Source organism: gamma proteobacterium symbiont of Axiagastus rosmarus (assembly GCF_059730925.1).
Window position 1 is genome coordinate 1,716,955 of record NZ_AP035925.1, and the last position, 25,429, is coordinate 1,742,383.

Here is a 25,429-nt window from a genome sequence, read left to right on the forward strand (position 1 = left end):
TCCGCTACGTTGTTGTAAATCAAGAGGGAGTGTGAAGATGACCGAGACCGTTAACTTAACCATTAAAATTGACCCGGCGCTGAAAGAGCACATTAAACAGTTAGCCGCTGATAACCAAATCTCCATGAGTCAGGAGATCGTTAACCGCCTGCAGGCCAGTTTAGATGCCGTTGAGCCACCGGCCGTCGACAGCCTGCATACCGAAGAGGCGGGCGATCAACTGAGCGCCGCCGAGCTGAAGCAGGTGCGTGCACTGCTGAAGAAAAGTAAGAAAAAGAAATAACACCAAAACCCGTCGCTGACGGGTTTTTTCTTTCTGCACCTTAGCTAACGCGGAACTGCTGCGCGCGCTGCGTCAGTCGCGCTGAAAGTTCACTCAACTGCGCCGCTGCCTGCACCTGCTGGTCAGTCAGAGCTTCGTTTTGCTGGAGCTGAAGACTCATTTCCACCACTTCCCGGGCAATTTTGCTCACGCGATGGCTCTGCGCCGTACTGTTATCCTGCAGCTCATTCAGCTGGCTGACCACGCCCGATACCGCCTGGCCAATCCGCGCAAACAGCACTTCCAGCGCCTGCACCTTCGCAAAGCCATCCTGCACGTGCTGCTGCGTGTGCTGGATTAAACCGTCGATCTGCCGCGTGGATGCGCCGCTCTGCTGCGACAGCAATCCCATCTCTTTGGCGACGACCGAAAAACTGCGCCCGTAAGCGCCAGCATGCGCAGACTCTATCGCCGCATTAAGCGACAGCAGACGCGTCTGCATCGACAGGCTATCCAGCATGCCGACGATGCCAGCGATATCGCCAGCGGCCGCAACGATCTGCTGCATCTGGTGATCCATATTGTCGACTTCATGGGCGCAGTGACGCATCAGCGCATCCGCGGACTGCGCGTCATGCGTCGCCTGTTGCGAGAAGTGTGCACCTTTTTCCACCTCTTCTGACACGCGATGCAGCCGCTGCGACAGATGATGGAAGCTGGCATTTTGCGCCTGATGCTGCTGCATCACCTGCTGATTATGCTGCTGCATCTCGTCAGCGCCGGCCGCCACCCGGGTTGCTACCGTCGTGATGTCGCTGACGATCTGCTGCAAACCCTGACGCATGGTATCGATGGACAGGAGCAGCTGGCGCGTTTCCAGCGACTGACGGCGCGTCGGTGCCGGGCTGGCGACCAGATCGCCCGTCGCGATTTGTGCCAGCTGGGCGTTGGCGTGACGCAGCGGCAGCAACACGCCGCGCATCAGCAGCGCGGCGGCCAGCAGCAGCAGCGCCATTAATAACGCGGCGATCGCCAGCGCCAGATTGCGGCTCTGCTTGAGCGTGCTGAGCGAATGCTGGTTAACGCTGCCGAGCTGCTGATTGGCCTGTTCGATTTCGCTAAACCAGGCATCGTTGAACTGCTGCTGGAAAGCCTGCATCGGCACCATAAAAAATGCGTTGATATCATTGGCTGCCAGCCCTTTCAGCTGCTCCTGCAGCCCGCTGGCCAGTAGCACGAATCCCTGTGCCAGCGGGCTATCGCTTTTCGCCTGATAGGCAGCAAAAAGCTGCTGCGCCTGCTGCAATGAGGTAGTGGCTGCCGCCGCCAGGCTTTTCCAGCTGTCGACCGAACCGCTCTGCTGGTCCTGCATCAGATAAATACCGGCACGATGGCTGTTGTCGCTGGCGGTGAGTAGCTCAATGCGTGCTTTATCCAGCAGGGCCAGCCGTTCGCGCAGCTGGCTGGCCTGCTGCAATGAGTGTTGCGTCTGATTCACGTGCTGGTTGAGCAACAGCACCCCGGCAAACTGCAGCAGACAAAACAGCACAATAAACAGCATGAACTGGCTGCGCAGGCTGGAGAGCCAGACGGGCAGACGCAGGGTAAAACGAGGTCGCAGCCGCAGCGGCAGGGAAATTACAGACAGGAGAGACATCAAACAGCTCCGCAAAAAATAAAACGCAGTATTGGTTTGATGCGTGACAGTCCGGTGACAGTGCGCGCGATGTGCAGCAAAACAGCACATCGCGCGTTACTAAAGCAAATTGCGGGGCGGAAAACCGGGGCGTGAAGCGCGGCTGCGTTTTAGCGGCGCTGACGCGCGTGCTGCTCAATCAGCGGCAGCAGCAGTTTCGCTACGGCGGCGAACACCGGCACCACCACCGAGTTACCAAACTGTTTGTAGGCTTGTGTGTCGGAGACCGGAATGCGGAAGCGCGCTTCGCCCGGCGCTTCAAAGCCCATCAGGCGGGCACATTCACGCGGCGTCAGGCGGCGCGGGCGGCGCGCCATGTTCGCGGCCTGCTGAAAATCCTGCTCACCCAGCGCGTGATCCCAGCCGCGATCGATCAGGATTTCCGACCCGTCTTTATAGTAGCGCGCTGACAGCGTGCGCACGCAGCAGTGCGGATTGCGCGGATCGTTGAGTCCAAAGCCAAAACCGTTGCCTTTGGCTTTATGCTTCTTCGCATACTGGTAGAGATAGTGCCACAGCGTGGGCGACAGGGTATATTTTGCCGGCGGCTGCGGCTCCAGCAGGCTGTGCAGCGGCGGAACTTCAGGCGGATAGAGCGCCGCCAGCGCGCGCAGCGAAAAACCCTCGCTCAGGCCGGTATCGCGCCGGATCCCCACCAGCACGATGCGCTCGCGGTGCTGTGGCAGGAAGTGACGCGCATCGACCACTTTGGCATCCGGCGATGAGTCGTCAGCCGCGTCAGCGACGTCGTAACCCAGCTCATCCAGCGTGGCCATAATAATGGCAAAGGTGCGGCCTTTATCATGGCTCTTGAGGTTCTTCACATTCTCCAGCACGAAAAACGGCGGTTTTTTGGCGGCGAGGATGCGCGCCACATCAAAAAACAGCGTGCCCTGGGCTTCACATTCAAAACCGTGGGCGCGACCCAGCGCATTCTTCTTGCTGACGCCGGCCAGCGAAAAGGGCTGACAGGGAAAGCCGGCCAGCAGCACCTGATGGTCGGGAATCGTCTTATCGATATGCTGATAAATCGCCTGCTCATCCGGCAAACCGGCCGGCTGGGTAATCAGCCGGATATCACTGTTGAACTGATGCCGGGCGGGATCGCTGTAGTGATTGGCTTTATAGGTGCGCACCGCTTCTTTATTCCACTCGCTGGTGAATACGCACTGGCCACCAATCTGCTCAAAGCCGCGGCGAATACCCCCGATGCCGGCAAACAGATCGATAAACTGAAAGCGGGGATTGTCATAATGCGCCGGTCGCGACGGCAGCAGCGCCTGCAGACGGGCGACCTCCGCCGCTGACAGCGCGGGCGCGGCACTTTTTCCCGCGCGAATACGGTTAAGCTGCGTGATACTCCAGTCGCGGCCGCCGGCCTCGCTCAGGATGACCACCAGATCGCGGGCCGCGTAGATATCCAGTACCTGCAGCAGTAACGCGGTGGCGTCATCATCAGCGGAGTGCGGGGAGGGCGAAGCCGTCGCGGCGGGATCGAGTGCAAGCATGCGTTTTTCCTTAACAGTGAAGCGGCTATGCTACCACTCCTGGCGCGGCGTGGAAATTACGATGGCTGCGTAGCGTCTCGCAATCTGCTCCGCACAAACTTTCGCTTTCGCCTCAACGCGCTAAAGTTGAAGAAGCCCGCAAAAAAGGAGACGCCATGGCAGACGTCCACTCGCATGATATTCGCAGCAAAAATATGCGCGCCATTCGCAATCAGGATACGGCGATTGAGCAGCGTATTGCGCTGCTGCTGAAAGATCGCGGCTTTAGCTTTCGTGTACAGGATAAAGCGCTGCCGGGCCGGCCGGATTTTGTGCTGCCGCAGCACAAAGCCATTATCTTTGTGCACGGCTGTTTCTGGCATCGTCACCACTGTTATCTGTTCAAAATGCCGGCCACGCGCACCGAATTCTGGAGCGGCAAAATCAACAGTAACGTGGAGCGTGACCGGCGCTATGTGCAGCAGCTGCAGGAAAGCGGCTGGAAGGTGCTGATCGTCTGGGAATGCGCGCTGCGCGGCAAACTGCGGCTGGAAGATGAGGCGCTGGTGGAGCGGCTGGAAGAGTGGCTGCTGGCTGCCACGCACAGCAGCGAGATCGATCATCAGGGATTGCATCACTATCGGGCGGATTAAGGCAGGGTGATTGCTTTTACCTGCCATAACAGTTTAGATCAGCGTTTTCTCTGGGACGCGGAACACCACCATGAGCAGCATCAAACTGACGGTCAGACGCCTGTATCAACTGCGCGATGAGCGCATGGTCAATGCCCATGCCACGGCGCGCATTTACCTTGATGATACGCTGGTGGCCACCGAGGAGATAAGCGGCATGACAGAAAGTCCGGTGAGCAAGTATCTGCACGCCGACGATCTGCACGGGAAAACGTTACGCGTCGAATGGGACTGTGCGGGCATCGCCGATATGACGGTGACGGCGATTGAGCGGTGCCCCTGTTGTCAGGATCACGAACCGGAATAAGGAATGACATTTTGGCAGGAACCAGCTTACTGACTCTTCTGGATGATATTGCCACGCTGCTCGACGACATTTCCGTCATGGGCAAAGTGGCGGCAAAAAAGACCGCCGGCGTGCTGGGCGATGACCTGTCGCTCAATGCGCAGCAGGTGACGGGCGTGAAGGCCAATCGTGAGCTCCCGGTGGTGTGGGGCGTGGCGAAAGGCTCGTTTATCAACAAACTGATCCTGGTGCCGCTGGCGCTGCTGATCTCCGCGTTTGCGCCCTGGCTGATTACGCCGCTGCTGATGATTGGCGGCGCCTATCTGTGCTTTGAAGGAGTGGAAAAAGTGCTGCACAGCCTGCACCACGACAAAGCGGAGAAGAGCCCGGAAGCGCGGCAAAAGCGCCTGGATAATCTGGCGCAGCAGGACCCGCGCCAGTTCGAAAAAGATAAGGTGAAAGGCGCAGTGCGCACCGACTTCATTCTGTCGGCTGAAATTGTGGCGATTACCCTGGGCATTGTGTCGGATGCACCGCTGCTCAATCAGGTGTTAATCCTCGCCGGTATTGCCATTCTGGTGACCATCGGCGTGTACGGTATTGTGGCGATGATCGTTAAGATTGACGATCTCGGCTACTGGCTGCGTGAGAAGTCTTCCACGCTGGCGCAGGCCACCGGCGGCGCGCTGCTGGCGCTGGCACCGTGGCTGATGAAAATCCTGTCGGTGGTTGGCACCGTCGCGATGTTCCTGGTGGGCGGCGGCATTATCGTGCACGGTATCGCGCCGCTGCATCATGCCATTGAAGAGTACAGCAGCGGCTTCCCGGGTGTGGTTTCCATGCTGCTGAGCAACGGTGCGAATCTGGTGCTGGGCTTTATCGTTGGGTCGATTGTGCTGTTAGTGGTAAATCTGGTTGCGAAGCTGCGCGGTAAATCGGTATAAAGCGCAGGAAATTTCTAATCACGGGTCAGGAGAACGATGATGAACGACGATATGTTTGAATTTGATATCGATGCACAGCTGGAGCAGGCGGAAGCCAAAGCGGCAGAAAAAGCCAGTGAAGTGCCGGCGGATATCAGCGACGAAGCCGACTGCGAAGGCTGCAAAATCTGATTTTCCACCCGGGAAAATCGTTCAAAGCCGATAATAACTTTTATCGGCTTTGTTTATTTACGGCATTTTTCACTGCTTATTCCGAATTTGTCACAGTAATAGCAATATCCTATAGGCAAAAAACGCGCACAGCTGCTATACCTTAATCCGTTCATTCAACGGTGAGAAGGGAGGGCGCGGTATGACCTTTGCAATCAGTGACGAAGTTCAGCACAAACAGGGCGGACCCACTATGGTGGTGACCGGCTATGCCAGCGGAATGGTAGAGTGTCGTTGGTATGATGGCTACAGTGTACGCCGCGAAGCGTTCCGCAGTGATGAGCTGACGCATCTGTCGGCCGCGCGCCAGCTGGCCAGCTGAGCCCCTCGGGACGGTCAGCGCGCCGTCCCGATGTCATTGTCACTTTTCACGTTTTTCCTGATCTCTGCCTGTACGCCGTTTTCCCGCCTGACTACACTTCTTCAATTCGTTGTTATCCGGAGCCTGGCTACTGATGCCAATCTCGCCACTGTCATCACGCCGCATGACGCCTGCGCTGCGCGTGCATCTCTGTTTTCTGGCGGTCTTTCTCTTTTCACTTTTTCTCACCGTCCATGAAGCGCTGGAATTAAAAAATAACTATCAGCAGCGGCAGCGCGCCCAGCTGTCCGAGATCCAGCGCAGCCTTGATAGCCGCTTTCAGGAGAGTCTGGACGAGCTTAATTACTATCAGCGGATGCTCAGCTACGCGCTGACGCACCCGCTGGACGCCGATTATGGTCAGCACGCCCTGCAGCGTTTTCAGCAGTTGCGCCATCAGCCGGTGTGGCAGTTGCAAATCGCTAACCTGCGCAGCATGCCGATTAACGGCGTCAGCGACGAATGGCTGCAGCGTGATGCGCTGCTGCAGCGCGATGATACTTATCTGCTGCCCGAGCTGCGCGCTGCGCTGGAGTTCAGCTTTATCATGCAGTTCAGCGATGAGGCGCAGGACTTTCATTCACGCTTCTGGTACACCTCGCGCGCGGGCTATTACATCAGCTCACGTCCGCCGCGCGACGCGCAGGAGCTGGCGCAAAGTTACGCCACCATGACGCAGCGACCCTATTTTCGCGACCAGCAGCCGGGCCGGGCGCCGCAGACGCGATGGCACTGGACCGAAGCCTATCAGGGGGAGTTCAACGAGGGGTTGATGCTGACGGTGAGCGCGCCGGTGATCGCCCATCAGCACTGGTACGGCGTGTTATCGATGGATTTCACCCAGCAGCGAATTAATGCATTGCTGCACCAGTCGCGTCACAGCGTGCTGCAGGGCAAGCTGGTGCTCGAAGATCGCGCACTCAACGAGATCACCCGGCTGCCGGCACCGCACGATGTGGCATTGACCCCCGCGCAGCGCGGCCAGCTGATGCAGGCGATTCACCAGCAGCCGGCCGGAACACTGTGGCTCGGCAGTCAGCTGGCCAGCTGGGTTAAGTTAAAAAATGTCGATGCCTGGCTAATCAACGTGCAGAGCCTGCGCCAGGGACTGGCGCAGGAGCTGGGGCGGGTAGCGCTGTTTCTGTTGGGCATGTGGCTGCTGTTCGTGCTGTTACTGGCGCTGGCGCATCAGGTGATTTTCCGCCTGGTACGACGGCTGGAGGACCTCTCGGCGCGACTGGCCTGGCGCGCTAATTATGACGGCCTGACGCGCCTGCTTAATCGCAGCGCCTTTTTCGACCAGTTTATCGCGCTGGCGCGGCGCTGCGAACAGCAGCAACAGCCGCTGGCGGTGATCCAGCTCGATATCGATCATTTTAAAAAGGTCAATGATAGCTGGGGCCACCACGCGGGCGATCAGGCGCTAATGCGCGTGGCCGGCGTCATCAAACATACGCTGCGCCCTTACGACGTGGCCGGACGCATCGGCGGCGAGGAGTTTTGTATCGTGCTGCCGCACACCACGCTGGCTGAGGCGCAGGGCGTGGCGGAGCGTATCCGCAGCCGGCTGGCGGCCAAAACCATTCTGGTCAACGCCAGCACCACCTTTAGCGTTACGTTGTCGGCAGGTGTCAGCTGCAGTACTGAGCAGGGCAGTTACCATGCAGAAAGTCTGCAGGCGGTAGCGGACCGCCGCCTGTATCTGGCGAAAAGCGGCGGTCGCAATCGGGTGTGCGCGGCCGGTTAGACTTTGCCCTCGTTATCCTCTTCTACCGCCTGGTAGATGCGCTGCAGGATATCGGGGAACGCCGACTGCACGCGGCTCCAGCTGGGGATAAACGGTTTCTCGTTTGGCCGCTCGATGAACGACTGGCCGGCGTCGAGAATCGCCTGGGTGAACATCTCGACCGCCGCTTCTTCAATGTGCTGATCAAACTTCAGTCCGTTCATGGTGGCTTCGTGGTTGTAGATCTCCATCATGTCCAGCGCGTTGCGATAATAGGTGGCCTTCAGCACGCGGAACGAGTCGCTGGTGAGCGGCACGCCCATTGTCGCCAGCTTACGCAGCAGCGACTGCACGATATCGTTACTCATGCGTTTCAGGCCACCGGTGCCGTCCTCTTCCGCAAGCGGCTGATGCTTATGATCGTAGTTGTCCGCGATTTCCACCTGGCAGGTCTGCCGCGTGGTGTAATTGCGATAAATCTCTGACAGCACGCCAATCTCCAGCCCCCAGTCGCCAGGAATTTTAATGCCGTTCAGCACGTGGGTGCGCATGGCAAACTCGCCGGACAGCGGATAGCGGAAACTGGTGAGATAGTCGAGATACTCCGAATGGCCGTAGACTTTCTGCAGCGAGCGCAGCAGCGGGCCCACCAGCAGACGCCCGACGCGGCCATTAAGTTTGCCGTCCGCAACGCGCGCATAGAAACCTTTGCAGAATTCATACTGAAAGGCCGGGTTGGCCAGCGGATAGAGCAGACGTGCCAGCATGCCGCGCTCATAGGTCACGATATCGCAGTCATGCAGCGCCACGCACTGCGAGCGGTCGGAGGCCAGCGTGTAGCCGGTGCAGAACCACACGTTGCGCCCCTTGCCGGGCTGGCTGGGCGACAGACCCTCTTTATCCAGCTCGGCGTCCAGCGCTTTCAGCCGCGGGCCATCGTTCCACAAAATGCGGTGGCGCTGCGGCAGGCGCGAGAAAAATTCGCGCGCGAAGAGAAACTGATCGCGATCGGCACGATCGAGGCCAATCACAATCTCCTCCAGATAGGGCACTTTCGCCAGTTCATTGACGATATTATCCAGCGCCGGGCCTTCCAGCTCGGAAAAAAGCGAGGGCAGAATCAGCCCCATTTTGCGCTTGCGCGCAAAGCGCACCATCTCTTTTTCCAGCGACTCCACGCTGCGGTGGGTGAGATTATGAAAGTTGGTAATTACGCCGTTCTGGTAAAAATCACTCATCGTCTCATCCTTCTGGTCAGCTGCCGTTATTCAGGTTGGGCAAGAAAGTAATCCAGACCTTCGCGCCAGCCCTCAGGGCCAACGTGTGCGGTGTGGTAAACGTTATGATGATCGCTGCGTTGCAGCACCACCGGGTTTTTACTGAAACCTTTAATCACCACGGCATAATCGACGCGCTCCAGCATCGGCGCATCGTTAGGGCCATCGCCCAGACCAATCGTGGTGCGCTTCGTGCCTTCCTGCTGCTGCAACTGCTGCAATAACTGTTCCAGCGCCACGCCTTTACCGCTGCCCGCCGGCATCACGTGCCAGAAACGTCCGCCCTGCGTCAGGGCCAGCTGATGCTGCGCCAGCGCCGCGCGGAAGGCGTCGAGCCGCGTTTCATCATCGCGCCATACGATGACTTCAGACGCATCGCGCAGTCGGCTCTGGCTGGCTTCCGTCAGCGTCAGGCCGGTGAAACGGGCCACTTCTGCGTCGCTAAAGTCATGAAAGCCGGTGAAGCGAAAATCCGCCTGCAGGGTGCTGAGCGTGGCGCAGAGCGCAAGGTAATCGGCACCGGGCTCTTCAGCGATCTGTGCTTCCCCGCCGAAGGCGACGCGGGCGCCGTTTTCCGCAATAAAGGGTGCACCGGCAATGCCCAGCCGCTTCTGCAGCGGAATAATTTCGGCTGCGGTTTTACTCGAACAAATCACCAGCGGAATTTGTTGCTGCTTAAGACGCGCCAGCCACTCGCTGGCGGCCTGCCAGTTATAGTCATGATGATCGAGCAGCGAACCATCGAGATCGGTCACGATCAGCAGGGAGGAATCTAACGGGATCATCAATACACTCCTTACGCCCAAAGGCATCCGTAAAGCGACGTGTAATCAGTATAATAGCGTAATCACGATCACACTTTTCCTTGCCGCCGGCGCGGCCACTATCCAGGATAATTCTTAAAACACCGCCCGGATACCGAAGCGGCTGCACGTTTTGTGCATGCAGAATGTCAGCCGTAGCGCGATGTTTTCGGTAACAGCAGTGCATGATTATGCAGATTTGTTCGAATTGCGTGCAGAATTGAGACTTGTCTTACTTCAGCTAAGGCGTACTCTGAAGCGGTGTTAAGATTTTCCTGGTGTAACGAATTTATTCTTTTTTCAACCCGGCCAGCGTGCCGGGTCTTTTTTTGAAATCGATTTCAGCGGTTCACTTCGGTGATGGTGAAATCACGAATATCGAGTTCAAACGCCTCGGCCAGTTCGGTGTAGGAGTCAAACGCTTCGCCATTCACCTTCACACGGTGCGCATCTTCAGCCTGCATAAACTCCTGCACTTCACCTGACGTTTTTTTCTGAATCGCTTCCAGCAGCGCGTCCACGTCGATGTTCACTTCGCGCTGCACGTTATCGCTGTACTCTTTTGCTGTAGCCATGACAGCCTCCCGGAGGCAAACGGATTCCTGACAAGTATAGACGGTGACAGCGGGGGAGGGACGTGGACGGGAAACGGGCAAAAAAAAGCCCGCGCTGCGCGGGCAAAAATCCTTGTTACTTTTAGGTTGACTGCCCCTTTGGGGTTGGTGCAGTGCTGACAAGTGTACGAGGGTGCCGCGTCAAAAGTCTTTCCGGGAAACGTTAAGAAAGTGAAAAGCCCGGCTTTGACACTTCTTTACCCGCTGCATTCCCCATTCTGGCGTAAAGCAGCTATGCTTACAGCTGGTTGATTATTATGGTTATCAGGGAGTTAGTATGGATTTAATTCGGATCATTATTGCCATTCTGTTGCCACCGCTGGGCGTGTTTTTACAGGTCGGCTTTGGCGGCGCCTTCTGGCTCAACATTCTGCTGACGCTGTGTGGTTACATCCCCGGCATCGTGCATGCGGTGTGGGTAATCGCCCGACGCTGATCGCGATCAGGCAGCGCTGACTATCTTCCGTTACACTATGCGCAGGACTGTTTCTGGAGAGAAATCAATGAAGGTCAATGACCGGGTAACGGTAAAAACCGACGGCGGCCCACGTCGCGTCGGTACTGTGCTGGCTGTGGAAGGCTTTAATGAGGGCACCATGTATCTGGTAGCGCTGGAGGATTACCCGCTGGGGATCTGGTTCTTTAATGAGAGCGATCACGCCGAAGGCGTGTTTGTTGAGCCGTATGCGGGGGAAGGGTAGTGTGGCTTTGTGCTCACGTTGTCACTACGTAGCTCTCAGGTTGCCCTCACCCTAACCCTCTCCCGCACGCGGGAGAGGGAACCGTTCAGTGCTCCTGCTCGCGGGAGAGGGAACCGTTCAGCGCCGATGCTTAGTAATAAGTTGTTCCTGAAGCGTTGTGTGAAAACCTACTCAACAGCCGCGCGGACAGCCCCCTCTCCCGCAAGCGGGAGAGGGCTGGGGTGAGGGAAAAATACCGCACCCCACCTCAATCCTCTTAAAACGTCTCCCAGTTATCATTGCCCGCTGTAGCCAGCGTCGGACGTGGAGCGAGCGCTGGCGCTTTCAGCGCCGACTGCGGCGCAGCAGCCACCAGCGAAGCCGGCGTATCATTCAGGCGGAACACCGCCACCGCCTGCGTCAGTTTACCGGCCTGATCTTCCAGCGAAGCCGCGGCTGAAGAGGCTTCCTCCACCAGCGAGGCGTTCTGCTGCGTCACGTTATCCATCTCGGTCACCGCCAGGCTGACCTGCTGAATGCCACGGCTCTGCTCATCAGACGCTGCCGCAATCTCGGCCATAATGTCGGTAACGCGGCGCACCGCTTCGACAATCTCGCCCATGGTGCTGCCGGCTTCGCCGACCTGATGCGAGCCGTTACTGATCAAATCCACCGACTCGGCAATCAGCGACTCAATCTCTTTCGCTGCCTGCGCACTGCGCTGCGCCAGATTGCGCACTTCACTGGCGACCACGGCGAAGCCACGGCCCTGTTCCCCGGCGCGCGCGGCTTCTACCGCGGCGTTCAGCGCCAGGATATTGGTCTGGAAGGCGATACTGTTAATAACATTGGTAATCTCGGCAATTTTCTTCGAGCTGCCGGAAATGTTATTCATGGTTTTCACCACACCGCTCACCAGTTCACCACCGCTGCGCGCTTTGCCAGAAGCATCGGCGGCCAGCTGGCTGGCGTGATGGGCGTTTTCGGCGTTCTGCTTCACCGTGGCGGTGAGCTGCTCCATGCTGGCGGCAGTCTGCTCCAGCGCGGAAGCCTGCTGCTCGGTGCGTGATGACAGATCGGTGTTACCTGCGGAGATCTCACTGGAGCCCTGATAAATCGCCACCGCGCCTTCACGGACAGTGCCAACGGTGCGCACCAGCGACGCCTGCATCAGCTGCAGGTTGTGCAGCAGGCTGCCAATTTCGTTGCGACCATAGGCCTGTTCGGGGGCGGTGAGATCGCCCTGCGCGATGCGCTCAATGCGACCCACCGACAGGCGCAGCGGATTGATTACCACGCGGCGCAGGAACACGAAGGTGAGCAGCACCAGCAGCAGCGCGGCGGCAAAAGCCGCAGCCATCGCGATAAAACCGACGCGCGACTGATGCGCCGCTTCGGCGTTAATCGCTTCGGCGCGCTCGGTGCGGATCTTAATCGCCTTCAGCAGCACGGCATTATAGGCATCATCCAGCTTGCGGGTGACATCGGTCTCCTGCGCGACAATCCCCTCAAAGCTGCCCTGTTTCGCCGATTCGATCATCGGCTTCAGGCCTTTATCAATATAGGCGTTGAAGCTGGTGGTGAGCGGACCGTCGAGCGCCAGGTCAGCCGGCGTCTTCATTTTGCGATCCATATAAATTTTGAAGCCCTCGCGCGCCTGCTTAATGCGCGTTTCGGTGCGCGCCAGATCGGCACGATAGCCATCCATTTCACCGATGCGCGCCGCCGCGCCCGACTGTAGTACATTAAGGCGTGCGGTTCGCAGATGGTTTGAGCTGTTAGAAATGCCCATGCGCACCTGAATCTCATCGGTGGCGTCATTGAGGGAATTATTGCTTTGAATCAGAAAGTAGCTGGCGAGTCCAATGCACAGGGCAAAAAGCAGCAGAATGCCACCAAAGATCATGCTGAACAGAGGCATCAGGCGTAGGTTTTGCCAGATGCTGAGCTTATGTTGCTCATCTATCGATGCTGTTTTCATTTCCTTGCTCTCATAGTGGTAAGGGGTTCTGAAAACAAGCATCGGCAGCAGGGGATAAAGGCTTAGCGGGGAAGTGGGATCGCGCTCGCAAAACGCTCAAAAATAATCAAGGCCAGTCGCGGGGACTAGCCTTGACCACAAAGCGTATTATCGTTGGGTGAAATTATCGCACGTTGACATAAATGCCCGAAGTAACATTATCTGTCAGGCGCACCACATGATAAATAACCTGTTTATTGTGCGTTTTAATTTTGCGTTTAATATTGCCTTTATGTGACGAAACAGTTTTCGCTTTGATTTGCATCTTATCCGAAATCTGAATGGTGTCATGACCTGACATCCACATTTTCAGCATATTCGATTCAGTCTGGCTCAATGTCAGTGGATGAATATCCAGCCCGGCAGAAATGCGCGGTGAGGCATTGAGTTTCTTTTGCAGGTAGGTGCCCAGCAGGGAGTCCAGTGTCGATGTTTTTATCGATTTTGACGTAATAATCAGGTTCTTACGAACGTAGAGGTATTCCTCAAAATGGATATTCGAGATCGCCATAAAAATAAAGAATAGCGTATCCGGATGCTGCATGATAATAGAACGAATGCGATCGCTGGAATCGGATTCGTGAATAAAGCATTCTTCGTTAATAAATACTACGCCCGGCTTTAATTGCTCACACCGTTGTTGCAATTGTTCGATGTCAGACACGGAAGTAATATTTTTCTTTTTGACTCCTTTTGCCGACATATAGTCTGACAAACCCAGGCGTGTGTAGTTACATGAATCCATAATAATCGTTGGCATTATAGCGACCCTCACCAATTTGTTATCCGTTTAAATCAACGATGAATACGCGTTTGCGGTACGAGAGAGATTTCCAAAGACACTTTTTTATTCTGCTCGGCAGACTGGCGTAATGCATTCCTGCGCCATCTTGACTCGTCCCTGACCCGTTCTGCGAAGTTTATTGTGTTACTTCCACGTCACTCTTGTCCCCGCGATAGTGGGAATCGCCGGGAATTTGGTTTATGTGTTTCTTTCGCTCTGTTTTGAGAGCCCTGTCACTATCGCGCAAGTCACAGACAAATCTGATAGGACAATTCTTAAAAACATTTGAATCGCGAAAGTGTGACGTTTCAGCGAGTGTTGACAATGCCGGAAAAAAGGGATTTAGACAAGAAAAATCGCTGTAATATTTTTTTTGTTTAAAAACAGCCCTTTGAGCATTTTATCAACCGATTCACCGGCTTAACCGGCTTAGGAATCGTCTGACTAAAATACGCGAAGCGCCGTTTAATAAGAATAATTTTCACCATAAATGCGCATTTATCAGAATATCCTCAGTTGATTTCTGAAAAATATGGTTCGAAAAATGCACAGAATGTTTTTGATTACTTAACTATCGTATAAGAAGGTTAACAGTATCGTTAATCAACGGGCAGGGGAAAGTTCTGATACAAACTGCGCGAGTAAATCAAAGACTTCACCGAACAGATGTTCACAGAAAGGTGCAAGCAACGGCATCATCATACCCAGACTCAGGATCCCTACCGTTAAGGTGATTGGGAAGCCGATGGCGAAAACCGACAGCTGAGGTGAAACGCGGTTTAACAAACCTAGTGCCAGGTTTAGCGTGAGGAGCAGAATTATTAAGGGTAGCGCTAACATCATGCCATTAAGGAAAATTAAGCTGGCGGCTTTGGTCAGCGCCATGAAGGCGTTGGCGTTGAGTGGCTGATCGTTAATCGGCAACGTGTGAAAACTGTCCACCAGTAACGAGATCAACCACAGGTGACCGTTGAAGGTCAGGAACAGCAGCATCGCCAGCATGTCGAGAAAACGGGCCAGCAGCGGCATGTTGATCCGGCTGTTCGGGTCGAGCAGGGTGGCAAAAGAGAGACCCATCTGCAGACCAATCATCTCACCGGCCAGCCGCACGGCAGAAAAAGCCAGCTGCATGGTCAGACCAATCCCCACGCCAATCAGCAACTGCTGCACCAGCATCCAGAAGCCCGCCGGAGTAAACAGCGTCACTTCGACCGGCGGCAGCAGCGGCATCAGAATCCAGGTGGTGACTACCGCCAGTCCAATTTTGACCCGTTTTGGAATCGAACGTTCATTCAGCAGCGGCGCGCTGGCAAACAGCGCCAGCAAACGCACCATCGGCCAGAAGAATTGCGCCACCCAGTGCACCAGCTGGCTGCTGTCGAGGGTGACCATTAGCCGATGATATAAGGCAGGTTGCTGAACAGGGTACGGATGTAGTCCAGCATCAGGTTGAGCATCCACGGTCCGGCCACCACGGCAGTGGCCGCCACGGCAAGAATTTTCGGGATAAACGACAGTGTCTGTTCGTTAATCTGCGTTGCCGCCTGCAAAATACTGATCAGCAAACCGCTCACCATCGCCACCAGCAGCAGCGGAGCGGCCATCATCAGGGCGATACGCATCGCTTCCTGGCCCATTACCATTACCGATTCCGGTGTCATGTTGCGCTCCTGTCGAGAGAAAGGTGAGGGCGGAAAGCCACTCAGGAGTAAAAACTTTGCGCCAGCGATCCCACCAGCAGCTGCCAGCCGTCCACCAGCACAAACAGCATCAGCTTAAACGGCAGCGAAATAGTGGCCGGCGGCACCATCATCATCCCCAGCGCCATCAGTACGCTGGCGACCACCAGGTCGATAATCAGAAACGGAATAAAAACGGTGAAACCAATCTGGAAAGCGGTTTTCAGCTCGCTGGTGACATAGGCGGGCAGCAGAATGCGCATCGGCACCGCTTCCGGACCCTGAATCGGCGCGCTGTTGGCGAGACGGGCGAACAGGGCCAGGTCGGCTTCGCGCGTCTGGCGCAGCATGAACTCACGCAGCGGCTGGGCACCTTTGTCGATCGCCACGTCCATGCTGATTTTGTCCTGGCTGAACGGCAGATAGGCATCGGTGTAAATCTTGTCGAAGGTCGGCGCCATGATAAAGAAGGTCAGGAATAGCGCGAGGCCCAGCATCACCTGATTCGGCGGCGCGGACGGCGTGCCCAGTGCGTTACGCAGCAGACCAAACACGATAATGATGCGGGTGAAACTGGTCATCATCAGCAACACCGCCGGAATAAAGGTCAGCGAGGTAATGAAGACCAGCGTTTGCACCGGCAGCGACCAGCTCTGGCCGCCATTGGCCAGCGGCTGGCTGATCAAACCCGGCAGCTGCGCATGGGCAGCCGGTGCCAGCAGCATCAGCAGCGGCAGAAGAGGGAGTAATCGACGCATCATTGGGGTTTTCCGGGACGTTTAACCAGGTTCTGAAACAGCTGACGAAAATCCTGCGGCGCCGCGCTGACGGGCAGGGACGCTTCCGGTGGCAGCGGCGGCAGCGAGTGCAGATGGGTGATCTGCTGAGCGGTGACGCCCAGCACTAAACGCGCATCGGCGGTATCAACAATCACCACCCGCTCCTGGCGGCCAACCTGCACGCTGGCGCTGACTTTCAGCGCCTGGCCGCTCACCGCTTTCGGCGCAAAGCCGAGGCGTTTCGCCAGCCAGCCGCAGGCCAGAATCAGCAGCACGATCACCGCCAGCACGCTGCTGACTTGCCCAACGACCGAACTGGTGGACACCACCGGCTGGGCGTGAGCGGGCTGAACGGTTTGCGCGTTTTTTAACATGATTAGCGGCTCAGACGACGCATACGTTCGGACGGGGTAATAATGTCGGTGATGCGCACGCCATATTTGTCGTTCACCACCACCACTTCACCCTGGGCGATCAGATAGCCGTTGATCAGAATGTCCAGCGGCTCGCCGGCCAGGCCGTCAAGCGCCACCACCGAACCCTGCGTCAGGCGCAGCAGCTCTTTGATGGTCATTTTGGTACGGCCCAGTTCCACGGTCAGTTTGACCGGGATATCCATGATCAGATCGATGTCCTGCAGCGAGCCGCTGGCGGCGCTGGCCTCAAGCGACTTAAATACGTTATCGCCTGGCTCCGCCGCACTGCTGGTCGCCGCCTGCTCGTTCATCGCTTCAGCCCACAGATCGTCCGCAGAGATATCATCGGACGGTTTTTTGCTGTCACTCATTGGGCTGTTCCTCATTCAGCGAATTCAAAATCGGGTTAATCAGATGTTCTACACGCAGCGCATACTGGCCGTTGAGCGTGCCATACTGGCTCGTCAGTACCGGTACGCCGTCGACGTGGGCAATGATGCGGTCCGGCTTCTCAATGGGCAGGACGTCACCAGGTTTCAGTTGCAAAATACGTGACAGACGCAGCGACGTTTCAGCGAAGTGGGCAATCAGCTCCAGCTCCGAGTGCTGCACCTGTTTCACCAGATTGTCGCGCCAGTGGTTATCTTCCTGACGCGAGTTCTCCAGCGGTGGATTGACCAGCAGCTCGCGCAGCGGCTCAATCATCGAAAACGGAATACAGATATTGAACTCACCCACCAGGTTGCCAATCTCCACCTGGAACGGCGTGTTGACCACGATATCGTTCGGTGAGGTGGTGATGTTGGTGAACTTCACCTGCATTTCAGAACGCACGTATTCCACTTCCAGCGGATAAATGGCTTTCCATGCGTCGCTGTAGCCTTCCAGCGCCAGCTTGAGCATGCGACGAATCACGCGCTGCTCGGTGTGGGTGAACTCACGGCCTTCCACTTTGGTCGGAAAACGACCGTCGCCGCCAAACAGGTTATCCACGGCGATAAACACCAGGCTCGGCGAGAACACCACCAGCGCAGTCCCCCGCAGCGGCTGCAGGTGAATCAGGTTCAGGTTGGTTGGCACCGGCAGGTTGCGGGCAAACTCATGGTACGGCTGAATCTTGATTGCCCCAACGCTGATATCCGGGCTGCGGCGCAGCAGGTTGAACAGCGCCATACGGAAATGACGGGCAAAACGCTCATTGATGATCTCCAGCGCCTGCAGACGCTCGCGCACCACGCGACGCTGGGTATTGGGATCATAGGGGCGGATATCGCCATCGGCCCCTTTGGAACTGTTCTCTACTTCCGCACTGTCACTGTCGCCATTGAGCAGCGCGTCAATCTCAGCCTGGGAGAGAATGCTATCGCCCATTAAGTCACCTCAAAATGAAGGCGGTAAACAGCACGTCACTGACTACCTGCGCAGGTTGACCTTTTACCAGCGGTGGCGCCAGCACCTGTTTGATCTGTTCAACCAGGGCCTGTTTGCCTTGCTCGGTTGCCAGCGCGCTGGCGCTCTGACGTGAAAGCAGCAGCAGCAAACGGCTGCGCACCTCAGGCAGGTAGTCATTCAGCCGACGACGGGTATCCTCATCCGGCAGACGCAGGGTAAAGCCTACATACAGCACGCGATCGGGATCGTTGTCGGGATTGACCAGGTTAACCGTAAACGTATCCATTGCAAAAAATACCGGGGCGGGCGGTGGCTCCACTTTGGCAGCCTCCGGCTTGTCACCCTCGTGTTTATTCATCATTCGCCAGACTGCATAGCCTGCCACGCTGCAAGCGGCCAGCGTTACAATCAGTAACACCGGAATTAGTAATGAACGTTTGCGGCCTTTAGCTTTCGCGTTATCAGACATGTTTGCAGTTACTTCCTGTGAATTATGGGCAAGCCTCTCGGCTTACCTGGACAGATTATCCCGCGTCTTAAGTCAAACAATGGGAAGAAAAGACGCGGGTTTTACGCTTACCTTCAGCGTTTAGTCGCTGTCAGGCAAAGATATCGACAGCGCCGTTGCCGGTCGCGCGCGCCTGGAGGGCTGCCGGGACGGCAATAGGCGTTATCTCGTTGTCACTGTCCTGGGAGAGGGTAAAGCTGCCGTACTGGCCGTCGCGACGTCCTTCCTGCTGGCCCTGATAACTCTGGCCCTGTGCGAAGGCGTCGCTGTTGACGTTACTCTGTCCCAGGTTAATGCCGCTCTCCGCCAGCGCCGTACGCAGCTGTGGGAGCGCCGCTTCCAGCGCGGCCCTCACATGGCTGTGGCTGGAAACCATTGTTAACTGTGCCTGATCTTTATCCAGCGTCAGGCTGATCTGTATCGCGCCGAGGTCTTCCGGATGCAGACGTAATTCGGCGTTCTGCTGGCCGTTACGGCTGAACATCACAATCTGCTGGCTCAGCGCCTGCTGCCACTCGTTGCTGCCCAGCTGCGCATTCAGCATCGGCGTGGAGGGCGCGCTGCTGGTGCTGGCCGTGGTGCTGACCAGCGGACTGGTACTGCTCAGCGGGCTGCTGATGGCCGGCGCGCTGCTGTCATGGCTGCTGAGCATCTCGCGCCGCTCTTCCGGTTTGCTCAGCGTGCTCAGCACCTGCTGAAAACTCTCATCCAGCGTCATACCGCTGTTGCTGGCCGACGTGCCGCTGGCGGCCGCGCTCTGCACCGGGCTATGGCTGACACCGGTCTGGCTGGTCAGCACATCGCTGCCTTTAGATGGCTGGCTATCCGGCTTCGCCTGTTCCTCTTTCAGCGCACTTTGCAGCGAACTGTTAAGTAACGCAGCGTTTAAGCTGGTGCGCGCCTCACCCCGGGTTTCCAGCGCGGTGCTGTTATCCGCTGGCGGGCTGCTGCGGTTTTCAACCACCGCTGGCAACATGGCAAACAGCGCCTGCACATTCTGTAAGTCGCTGGCAGTTAACGAACTTGCTGCGCGCTTGTCATTATCATCGGCTGATTTCAGTCCGGCTTTAGTGTTTTCCGGCTGTAAAAGTGCGTTTAACGCCTCTGGTTTGTCCAGTGCCAGCAGCAGGGCGCTTAATGACGCTTTTGTGACGTTTTTCGCGTCAATTTCTGCCGCCAGATCAGCGGATTGCACGCCATTTCCCTGCTGCTTAACCAGCGTCAGCAGGCGGTTGCCCAGCTCAGTAATAAATCCCTGCGGCAGGGTGTCAGCAGCGGACAGATTGTCCACTGCCGATGAAGGTTGTGCTTTGCCGGTTTTAGCAAGCTGTGTCAGCAGTGTTGGCAGCGTGTTCATTCGCCTTTCCTCAATGCGGCCCGTTGGGCAAATTCATCCATCCGTTTCTGATCGAGACGGCTTTCCTGTCGTAATGCGTTCTCTTCCGCGCGGGTAATCAGCGTCTGATAGGCATTCAGCTTCTTATGCTTTTCACGCCAGTTGCTCAGCGCCTGTTCCAGCCGCTGGTTCCACTGATTAAGCTGCTGGCGATGCTGTTCGATGGCTTTTTCCAGCGTCTGAATAAACTGGTGATAATTGCTCCAGCGCGTGCTGGCGATGCCGCCGGACATATCCTGATTGAGCTTGTTACGGTACTCATCCTGGTAATCGAGCAGCATGCTGAGCTGCTGATCGGCCTGCTGCTGACCGCGACGCATGTCGCCGAGGTGGATCACCGCCTGTTCCAGATCCTGCTCCGCCAGGTCGCGCAGCGTATCAATCGCATTGGCTGTCTTCATCGCGTTACCTCAAGTCGGGCGGCGTTAGCCGAACATCGCCTGCAGGTGCAGACAGGCATCGTCATAATCGCTGCGTTCAAAAATGCCCTGCTGCAGGAAAGCTTCCATCTGCGGATAGAGCTTAATGGCCCGGTCCAGCATCGGATCGCTGCCTGCGGCATAAGCGCCGACGCTCACCAGATCGCGGTTACGCTGAAAGCTGGAGAGCAACTGCTTGAACTGGCGCACGCGCGCATAGTGGGTTTCATCAATCAGCGAGGTCATGGCACGGCTGATCGACGCTTCAATATCAATGGCCGGATAGTGACCGGCCTCCGCCAGGCGACGCGACAGCACGATGTGGCCGTCGAGAATAGCGCGTGCCGAGTCGGCAATCGGGTCCTGCTGGTCGTCGCCTTCGGTCAGTACGGTATAGAACGCGGTGATTGAACCGCCGCCGTGAATGCCGTTGCCGGCGCGTTCTACCAGCGCCGGCAGCTTCGCGAACACCGATGGCGGATAGCCTTTGGTGGCCGGCGGCTCGCCGATCGCCAGCGCGATCTCACGCTGCGCCATGGCATAGCGGGTGAGGGAGTCCATAATCAGCAGCACGTGCTGACCGCGATCGCGGAAATCTTCGGCGATGCGCGTGGCATAAGCGGCCCCCTGCATACGCAACAGCGGCGAAACGTCGGCCGGCGCGGCGATCACCACCGAGCGCGCGCGCCCTTCGGCGCCAAGGATGTTCTCGATAAACTCTTTAACTTCGCGGCCACGTTCACCAATCAGGCCCACCACGATGACGTCGGCTTTGGTGTAACGCGCCATCATGCCGAGCAGCACCGATTTCCCCACGCCGGAACCGGCAAACAGCCCCATACGCTGGCCGCGGCCCACGGTGAGCAGGGCGTTGATCGCCCGCACGCCGGTATCCAGCACATCGTGGATCGGCGTACGCTGCAGCGGGTTGAACGGCGCGGTGATCAGCGGCGCGCGGTAGCCGGTTTCCGGCGCGGGCAGGCCATCCAGCGGCTTGCCGCTGCCGTCCAGCACGCGGCCAAGTAGCTCCGGCCCCAGCAGCAACTGTTTACCGCTGTGATCGCCGTGCACGCGGGCATACACGCGCGCGCCGGGCAGAATGCCATCGACCTCTTCCAGCGGCATCAGAAACAGTTTCTGGCCGTTGAAGCCGACCACTTCGCTTTCCACTTCGGTAATTGTGCCGTTGTCGTGGCGCTCAATAATGCAGGTGGCGCCCAGCGGCAGCTGCAGGCCGGTGGCTTCCAGCACCAGACCGGTGGCGCGCGTCAGGCGGCCATAGCGGCGCACCGTCTGCACCTGACTGATGCGGTCTTCAAAACTGTCGAGCGCGCCCAGCCAGCGCGAAAGGCGTGACGTCATCAGAATGCTCCCGGTGCCGCCAGACGGCACAGCTCCTGCCAGCGCGTGGCGACGCTGGCATCCAGATCGCCGTCTTCGGCGCTGAGTTTACAGCCGCCGGGATGCAGCGAACTGTCGGCCAGCAACCGCCAGCCGTGTAAATCGAGCGTTGGGCCCAGCGTCTGCTCAACGCGCTGCAGATCGTCCGGGTGCACGCGCAGCTGCGGTTTGCCGCTGAACATTGGCTCCTGCTGAATCAGCTGCTGGATCTGGCGCAGCAGGGCGCTGCCATCCACCTGCGTCGCCTGGCCAATCACCGTGCGCGCCGCTTCCAGCGCCAGCTGCATCAGGCGTGACGCAATCACGCTATCCAGCGCTTCCAGCGTGTGATGGAACTCGGTGACCAGCTGCTGCATACGCGCCTGTAACGGAGCCTGCTGCTGCTGGGCATCAGCCAGTCCCTGCTGGAACCCGGCGTCATAGCCGTTTTGCTGCGCTTCGGCGAAACCTTTCTGATAACCTTCGCTGTAGCCCTGCGTCTGCGCATCTTTACGCATCTGCTGCTGCAGACGTTCCAGCTGCTGCTGCTGTTCATCTTCCTCGCTCAGCACGAGGTCGCTGTCCGGCTCCTCTGCCAGCAGCAGTTCAGGTTCGGGCGGCTGCGGTGCGCCTAAATCATCAGGCTGCCAGCGCTGCCATGCACGGGCGGAAAAGGCATCAGACATAGGTTTCCTCGCCACCACCAATTACCATCTCGCCTGCTTCCGCCAGACGGCGCACGATAAGCAGGATTGCTTTCTGTTCGTTCTCCACCGCGGACATACGCACCGGGCCACGGTTGGCGAGGTCGTCGCGCAGGATATCGGCGGCACGCGCCGACATGTTTTTGAGGAATTTCTCGCGCAGCGGCTGCTCGGCGCCTTTCAGGGCAATCAGCAGCTGCTCGGACTCCACTTCCTGCAACAGACGCTGGATGCTGCGGTCGTCCACTTCCACCAGGTTTTCGAACAGGAACATCTCGTCGATAATCTTCTGCGCCAGCTCGCCATCGAAGTCGCGTACTGCTTCGATAACCGCTTCTTCCTGCTGGGTTTTCATCAGGTTGATGATTTCCGCTGCGGTTCTCACGCCGCCCATCTTCGCGCGCTTGAGGTTGGTGCCATCCAGCAGGCCGTTGAGCACTTCGGTCAGCTCCGCCAGCGCCGCCGGCTGTACGCCGCCGAAGGTGGCGATACGCAGCATTACATCGTGGCGCAGACGCTCGTCGAACAGCGCCAGAATATCCGCCGCCTGGCCGCGCTTCAGGTGCACCAGAATGGTGGCGATAATCTGCGGGTGCTCGTCGCGGATCAGATCTGCCGCCGCCTGCGGTTCCATAAAGTTGAGGGTTTCCATGCCGCTGGTGGTTTCGCGCGTTTCGAGGATGTCCTCCAGCAGGCTGGAGGCGCGCTCTTCGCCCAGCGCCTTGATCAACACCGAACGCAGGTAGTCGTTGGAGTTGAGGCTCAGCGCAGCAAACTGTTCGGCATCGGTTTCGAACTCGCGCAGCACTTCGGTCAGCTGCTTGTGCGAAATCTGTTTCATGCTGGCCATCGCGGCGCTGAGGTGCTGCACCTCACGCTGGTTGAGGTGTTTGAACACCTCGGCCGCACGCTCTTCGCCAATGGTCATCATCAGAATGGCGCTCTTTTCAGTACCGGTCAGACTCATAGTTCGTTACTCATCCATTCGCGGATAACCAGCGCCACAACGCGCGGATCGTTTTCAGACATATCGCGGATGCGCTGGCTCATCACCTCGGCGCTCATGCGGTTGTTAGATTTGCGCTCCTGGTCCAGCTCGTCTTTATTGATCTGGACGCTGTAAGCGGCTTCTTCTTCACGCGCGGCAGCACGGGCAGCGGCGGCTTCGGCGGCGGCTTTCTCGGCTTCGCGTTTACGCAGCAGCTGCGGACGCACCATTTTGCGGTAGAGGATGAAGGCAACCAGTGCCACCAGCAGCCAGCGACCGGCGGTCATCAGCTGATCAAAGAACGACTGCTGCTGCCAGAAGGGCAGGTCGCCGCCGGTCGGCTCGGTGGTGTTGAACTGCGAGTTCACCACGTTGACGCTGTCGCCACGTGTTTGCGAATAGCCCATCGCTTCGCGGGTCAGATCTTCAATCTGCTTGATCTGCTGATCGTTCAGCGCCACCGCTTTGCCTTTGCCGTCATCGCGGTAGTTGACCACCACGGCGACCGACAGGCGCTGCACGTCACCGACGTTGAGTTTGGTGTGACGAATGGTGCGATCCAGCTCGTAGTTCACCGTATCGTTGCGGCTGGAGCTGCTCGGGCCGCTGCTCTGCGCGGTGCTGGTCGAGGTGGCGGCATTCTGCGCGTTGTTGTTGTTCTGCTGACCGTTAGCGTTGTTATTGTTCTGCTGCTGCGGGTTGGTGACCGGCGCGGTATTGGCCGGCGCAGGCTGATTCGACAGCGCACCCGGTACGCCGCCCGGATACGGGCTGCCGTTCTGATCGTTGGTGCTGGTCTGGCGTGAGCGAATCGCCGTGTTATTCGGGTTCGCATTCGGCTGATACTTCTCATCCGTCTGCTCGCTGCGGTCAAAGTTAATCTGCGCGGTCACTTGCGCATGCACATTACCCTGACCGAGAATCGGATTCAGAATGGCTTCAATGCGCTGCTGATAGCGTGCTTCCACTTCGGAGGCGTATTTCAGCTGGGCATCGTTCAGATCGCGGCCTTCGCTGTCGGAGCGCGTCAGCAGGCGACCCGCCTGATCGACCACGGTTACATTGCCTGGTGGCAGACCGGCTACGCTGCTGGAGACCATGTGCTGAATCGCCTGAATCTGGCCTTCATCCAGCGCACGGCCCGGTTGCAGGTTCAGCGTTACTGAGGCAGACGGGGATTTTTGCTCGCGCACGAACAGCGTCGGTTTTGGCATCGCCAGATGAACGCGCGCGCTCTTTACCGGTCCGAGCGTTTCGATGGTGCGCGCCAGCTCACCTTCCAGCGCACGCTGGTAGTTAATCTGCTCACTGAACTGGCTGATACCAAACTTCTCTTTATCCATCAGCTCAAAGCCTACTGAACCCCCTTTCGGCAGTCCCTGCTGGGCAAGGCGCAGACGCAGCTCATGCACTTTATCGGCGGGCACCATCAGGGCGCCGCCGTTTTCAGCGAACTGGTAAGGGATGTTCATCTGGGTGAGCTGGGTAACAATCGCGCCGCCATCCTCATCAGAGAGGTTGTTATAGAGAACGCGATAGTCGGGCGCTTTGGCCCACAGCACCAGCGCCAGAACCACGGCGATAGCGGCCGCGGCAGCAACGATTAATGGAATACGCGGATTTGCGCGCAGGCGGGCGAGAAGGTCATTAAAGCCTTTCTTTGCTGTATCCTGTGTGGCGGCTGCACTCGCATTCATGACCAATTCCTGCCTGACATAATTGACCGGGTGTATGTAGGTGACAAAACTGACTCCCTGATACGCATCCCCGCCCGTTGATGCCGTGTTGCTGGCCGACGGGGTAGGGGAAAAAATGAAATTCCAATCTAATGCCTGGCATTATTTGATGAATCGTGTCACTTCGATGGCTGGATAAGCCGGGTTTTTTGCAGTCATTTAGCGCCTTTGTCCTATTGACAGTGTGTTA

Annotated in this window: 29 protein-coding genes; 9 read left to right on the forward strand and 20 right to left on the reverse strand. The window is 57.5% G+C overall.

The window, feature by feature from the left end; translation table 11 throughout:
• The first annotated feature begins 37 nt into the window (after nt 1-37).
• Nucleotides 38-283 carry a hypothetical protein gene (locus AC6I8F_RS07870; protein WP_021509844.1) on the forward strand — a complete coding sequence of 82 codons (246 nt, stop codon included), beginning with the start codon at nt 38-40 and terminating at the stop codon, nt 281-283.
• Between the two features lie 40 nt (nt 284-323).
• Here the strand turns inward: AC6I8F_RS07870 and AC6I8F_RS07875 are convergent, their stop codons facing one another.
• Both AC6I8F_RS07875 and dcm read right to left on the reverse strand, forming a co-directional pair.
• Entirely contained in the window at nt 324-1,919 is a 1,596-nt protein-coding gene (locus tag AC6I8F_RS07875; RefSeq protein WP_459747036.1) for a methyl-accepting chemotaxis protein, read from the reverse strand.
• A gap of 149 nt (nt 1,920-2,068) precedes the next feature.
• On the reverse strand, nt 2,069-3,466 hold the full coding sequence (gene dcm, locus AC6I8F_RS07880; protein WP_211725524.1) for a DNA (cytosine-5-)-methyltransferase: 1,398 nt from the start codon (nt 3,464-3,466) through the stop codon (nt 2,069-2,071).
• Between the two features lie 155 nt (nt 3,467-3,621).
• Between dcm and AC6I8F_RS07885 the strand changes: the two genes are divergently transcribed.
• The 6 genes from AC6I8F_RS07885 (at nt 3,622) to dgcQ (ending at nt 7,685) form a co-directional block, all read left to right on the forward strand.
• Nucleotides 3,622-4,098, forward strand: a complete 477-nt coding sequence (locus AC6I8F_RS07885; protein WP_058757385.1) for a very short patch repair endonuclease — start codon at nt 3,622-3,624, stop codon at nt 4,096-4,098.
• 70 nt (nt 4,099-4,168) lie between these two features.
• Nucleotides 4,169-4,444 (forward strand): hypothetical protein, encoded by a 276-nt coding sequence (locus tag AC6I8F_RS07890; protein ID WP_021509848.1) that lies wholly within the window; start codon nt 4,169-4,171, stop codon nt 4,442-4,444.
• An 11-nt stretch (nt 4,445-4,455) separates the two neighbouring features.
• On the forward strand, nt 4,456-5,367 hold the full coding sequence (locus AC6I8F_RS07895) for a DUF808 domain-containing protein (RefSeq protein ID WP_058757386.1): 912 nt from the start codon (nt 4,456-4,458) through the stop codon (nt 5,365-5,367).
• Nucleotides 5,368-5,403: 36 nt separating this feature from the next.
• Nucleotides 5,404-5,538, forward strand: a complete 135-nt coding sequence (locus AC6I8F_RS07900; protein ID WP_254919505.1) for a hypothetical protein — start codon at nt 5,404-5,406, stop codon at nt 5,536-5,538.
• A 181-nt stretch (nt 5,539-5,719) separates the two neighbouring features.
• A complete protein-coding gene (locus AC6I8F_RS07905) occupies nt 5,720-5,899 on the forward strand; it encodes a YodC family protein (RefSeq protein ID WP_010618657.1) in 180 nt (59 codons plus the stop codon).
• Between the two features lie 133 nt (nt 5,900-6,032).
• Nucleotides 6,033-7,685 carry a cellulose biosynthesis regulator diguanylate cyclase DgcQ gene (gene dgcQ / locus AC6I8F_RS07910; protein WP_288443927.1) on the forward strand — a complete coding sequence of 551 codons (1,653 nt, stop codon included), beginning with the start codon at nt 6,033-6,035 and terminating at the stop codon, nt 7,683-7,685.
• Here dgcQ and AC6I8F_RS07915 read toward each other — a convergent pair.
• From AC6I8F_RS07915 to AC6I8F_RS07925, 3 genes are all read right to left on the reverse strand, one after another.
• Nucleotides 7,682-8,902: a glycosyltransferase family protein gene (locus tag AC6I8F_RS07915; protein ID WP_058757388.1), complete on the reverse strand. Its 1,221-nt coding sequence runs from the start codon at nt 8,900-8,902 to the stop codon at nt 7,682-7,684. The two genes, dgcQ and AC6I8F_RS07915, sit on opposite strands and share 4 nt — an antisense overlap.
• Nucleotides 8,903-8,928: 26 nt before the next feature.
• Entirely contained in the window at nt 8,929-9,726 is a 798-nt protein-coding gene (locus tag AC6I8F_RS07920) for a mannosyl-3-phosphoglycerate phosphatase-related protein (RefSeq protein ID WP_058780716.1), read from the reverse strand.
• Between the two features lie 359 nt (nt 9,727-10,085).
• On the reverse strand, nt 10,086-10,319 hold the full coding sequence (locus AC6I8F_RS07925; RefSeq protein ID WP_058757390.1) for a YodD family protein: 234 nt from the start codon (nt 10,317-10,319) through the stop codon (nt 10,086-10,088).
• A gap of 316 nt (nt 10,320-10,635) precedes the next feature.
• On the opposite strand from AC6I8F_RS07925, the gene AC6I8F_RS07930 reads away from it, so the two are divergent.
• On the forward strand, nt 10,636-10,794 hold the full coding sequence (locus tag AC6I8F_RS07930) for a YqaE/Pmp3 family membrane protein (RefSeq protein ID WP_021509855.1): 159 nt from the start codon (nt 10,636-10,638) through the stop codon (nt 10,792-10,794).
• A gap of 67 nt (nt 10,795-10,861) precedes the next feature.
• Nucleotides 10,862-11,059: a protein DsrB gene (gene dsrB / locus AC6I8F_RS07935; RefSeq protein WP_010618650.1), complete on the forward strand. Its 198-nt coding sequence runs from the start codon at nt 10,862-10,864 to the stop codon at nt 11,057-11,059.
• Nucleotides 11,060-11,315: 256 nt separating this feature from the next.
• Here the strand turns inward: dsrB and AC6I8F_RS07940 are convergent, their stop codons facing one another.
• From AC6I8F_RS07940 to fliF, 15 genes are all read right to left on the reverse strand, one after another.
• Entirely contained in the window at nt 11,316-13,019 is a 1,704-nt protein-coding gene (locus AC6I8F_RS07940) for a methyl-accepting chemotaxis protein (RefSeq protein WP_498028704.1), read from the reverse strand.
• A gap of 163 nt (nt 13,020-13,182) precedes the next feature.
• Nucleotides 13,183-13,818, reverse strand: a complete 636-nt coding sequence (gene rcsA, locus AC6I8F_RS07945; RefSeq protein WP_021509858.1) for a transcriptional regulator RcsA — start codon at nt 13,816-13,818, stop codon at nt 13,183-13,185.
• Between the two features lie 627 nt (nt 13,819-14,445).
• Nucleotides 14,446-15,234, reverse strand: coding sequence for a flagellar biosynthetic protein FliR (gene fliR, locus AC6I8F_RS07950; RefSeq protein ID WP_021509859.1), 789 nt, complete (start codon nt 15,232-15,234; stop codon nt 14,446-14,448).
• A complete protein-coding gene (gene fliQ, locus AC6I8F_RS07955) occupies nt 15,234-15,503 on the reverse strand; it encodes a flagellar biosynthesis protein FliQ (RefSeq protein WP_010618647.1) in 270 nt (89 codons plus the stop codon). Before fliQ ends, fliR begins: the two co-directional genes overlap by 1 nt.
• A gap of 41 nt (nt 15,504-15,544) precedes the next feature.
• On the reverse strand, nt 15,545-16,279 hold the full coding sequence (fliP, locus tag AC6I8F_RS07960; RefSeq protein WP_031280176.1) for a flagellar type III secretion system pore protein FliP: 735 nt from the start codon (nt 16,277-16,279) through the stop codon (nt 15,545-15,547).
• A complete protein-coding gene (gene fliO / locus AC6I8F_RS07965; RefSeq protein ID WP_058757392.1) occupies nt 16,279-16,674 on the reverse strand; it encodes a flagellar biosynthetic protein FliO in 396 nt (131 codons plus the stop codon). The genes fliP and fliO overlap by 1 nt, the downstream gene beginning before the upstream one ends.
• A 2-nt stretch (nt 16,675-16,676) precedes the next feature.
• Complete coding sequence (fliN, locus tag AC6I8F_RS07970) at nt 16,677-17,087, reverse strand: flagellar motor switch protein FliN (RefSeq protein WP_021509862.1); 411 nt, start codon at nt 17,085-17,087, stop codon at nt 16,677-16,679.
• Entirely contained in the window at nt 17,080-18,087 is a 1,008-nt protein-coding gene (fliM, locus tag AC6I8F_RS07975; protein ID WP_021509863.1) for a flagellar motor switch protein FliM, read from the reverse strand. The genes fliN and fliM overlap by 8 nt, the downstream gene beginning before the upstream one ends.
• A gap of 4 nt (nt 18,088-18,091) precedes the next feature.
• Nucleotides 18,092-18,577 carry a flagellar basal body-associated protein FliL gene (gene fliL, locus AC6I8F_RS07980; protein WP_021509864.1) on the reverse strand — a complete coding sequence of 162 codons (486 nt, stop codon included), beginning with the start codon at nt 18,575-18,577 and terminating at the stop codon, nt 18,092-18,094.
• A 130-nt stretch (nt 18,578-18,707) separates the two neighbouring features.
• Nucleotides 18,708-19,973: a flagellar hook-length control protein FliK gene (locus AC6I8F_RS07985; protein ID WP_498028705.1), complete on the reverse strand. Its 1,266-nt coding sequence runs from the start codon at nt 19,971-19,973 to the stop codon at nt 18,708-18,710.
• Nucleotides 19,970-20,413, reverse strand: a complete 444-nt coding sequence (gene fliJ / locus AC6I8F_RS07990; RefSeq protein ID WP_021509866.1) for a flagellar export protein FliJ — start codon at nt 20,411-20,413, stop codon at nt 19,970-19,972. Before fliJ ends, AC6I8F_RS07985 begins: the two co-directional genes overlap by 4 nt.
• A gap of 24 nt (nt 20,414-20,437) precedes the next feature.
• Entirely contained in the window at nt 20,438-21,793 is a 1,356-nt protein-coding gene (gene fliI / locus AC6I8F_RS07995; RefSeq protein ID WP_021509867.1) for a flagellar protein export ATPase FliI, read from the reverse strand.
• Entirely contained in the window at nt 21,793-22,497 is a 705-nt protein-coding gene (fliH, locus tag AC6I8F_RS08000) for a flagellar assembly protein FliH (protein WP_021509868.1), read from the reverse strand. Before fliH ends, fliI begins: the two co-directional genes overlap by 1 nt.
• Nucleotides 22,490-23,482 (reverse strand): flagellar motor switch protein FliG, encoded by a 993-nt coding sequence (gene fliG / locus AC6I8F_RS08005; protein ID WP_021509869.1) that lies wholly within the window; start codon nt 23,480-23,482, stop codon nt 22,490-22,492. Before fliG ends, fliH begins: the two co-directional genes overlap by 8 nt.
• Complete coding sequence (gene fliF, locus AC6I8F_RS08010) at nt 23,479-25,200, reverse strand: flagellar basal-body MS-ring/collar protein FliF (RefSeq protein WP_498028706.1); 1,722 nt, start codon at nt 25,198-25,200, stop codon at nt 23,479-23,481. The genes fliG and fliF overlap by 4 nt, the downstream gene beginning before the upstream one ends.
• Nucleotides 25,201-25,429 lie beyond the last annotated feature (229 nt).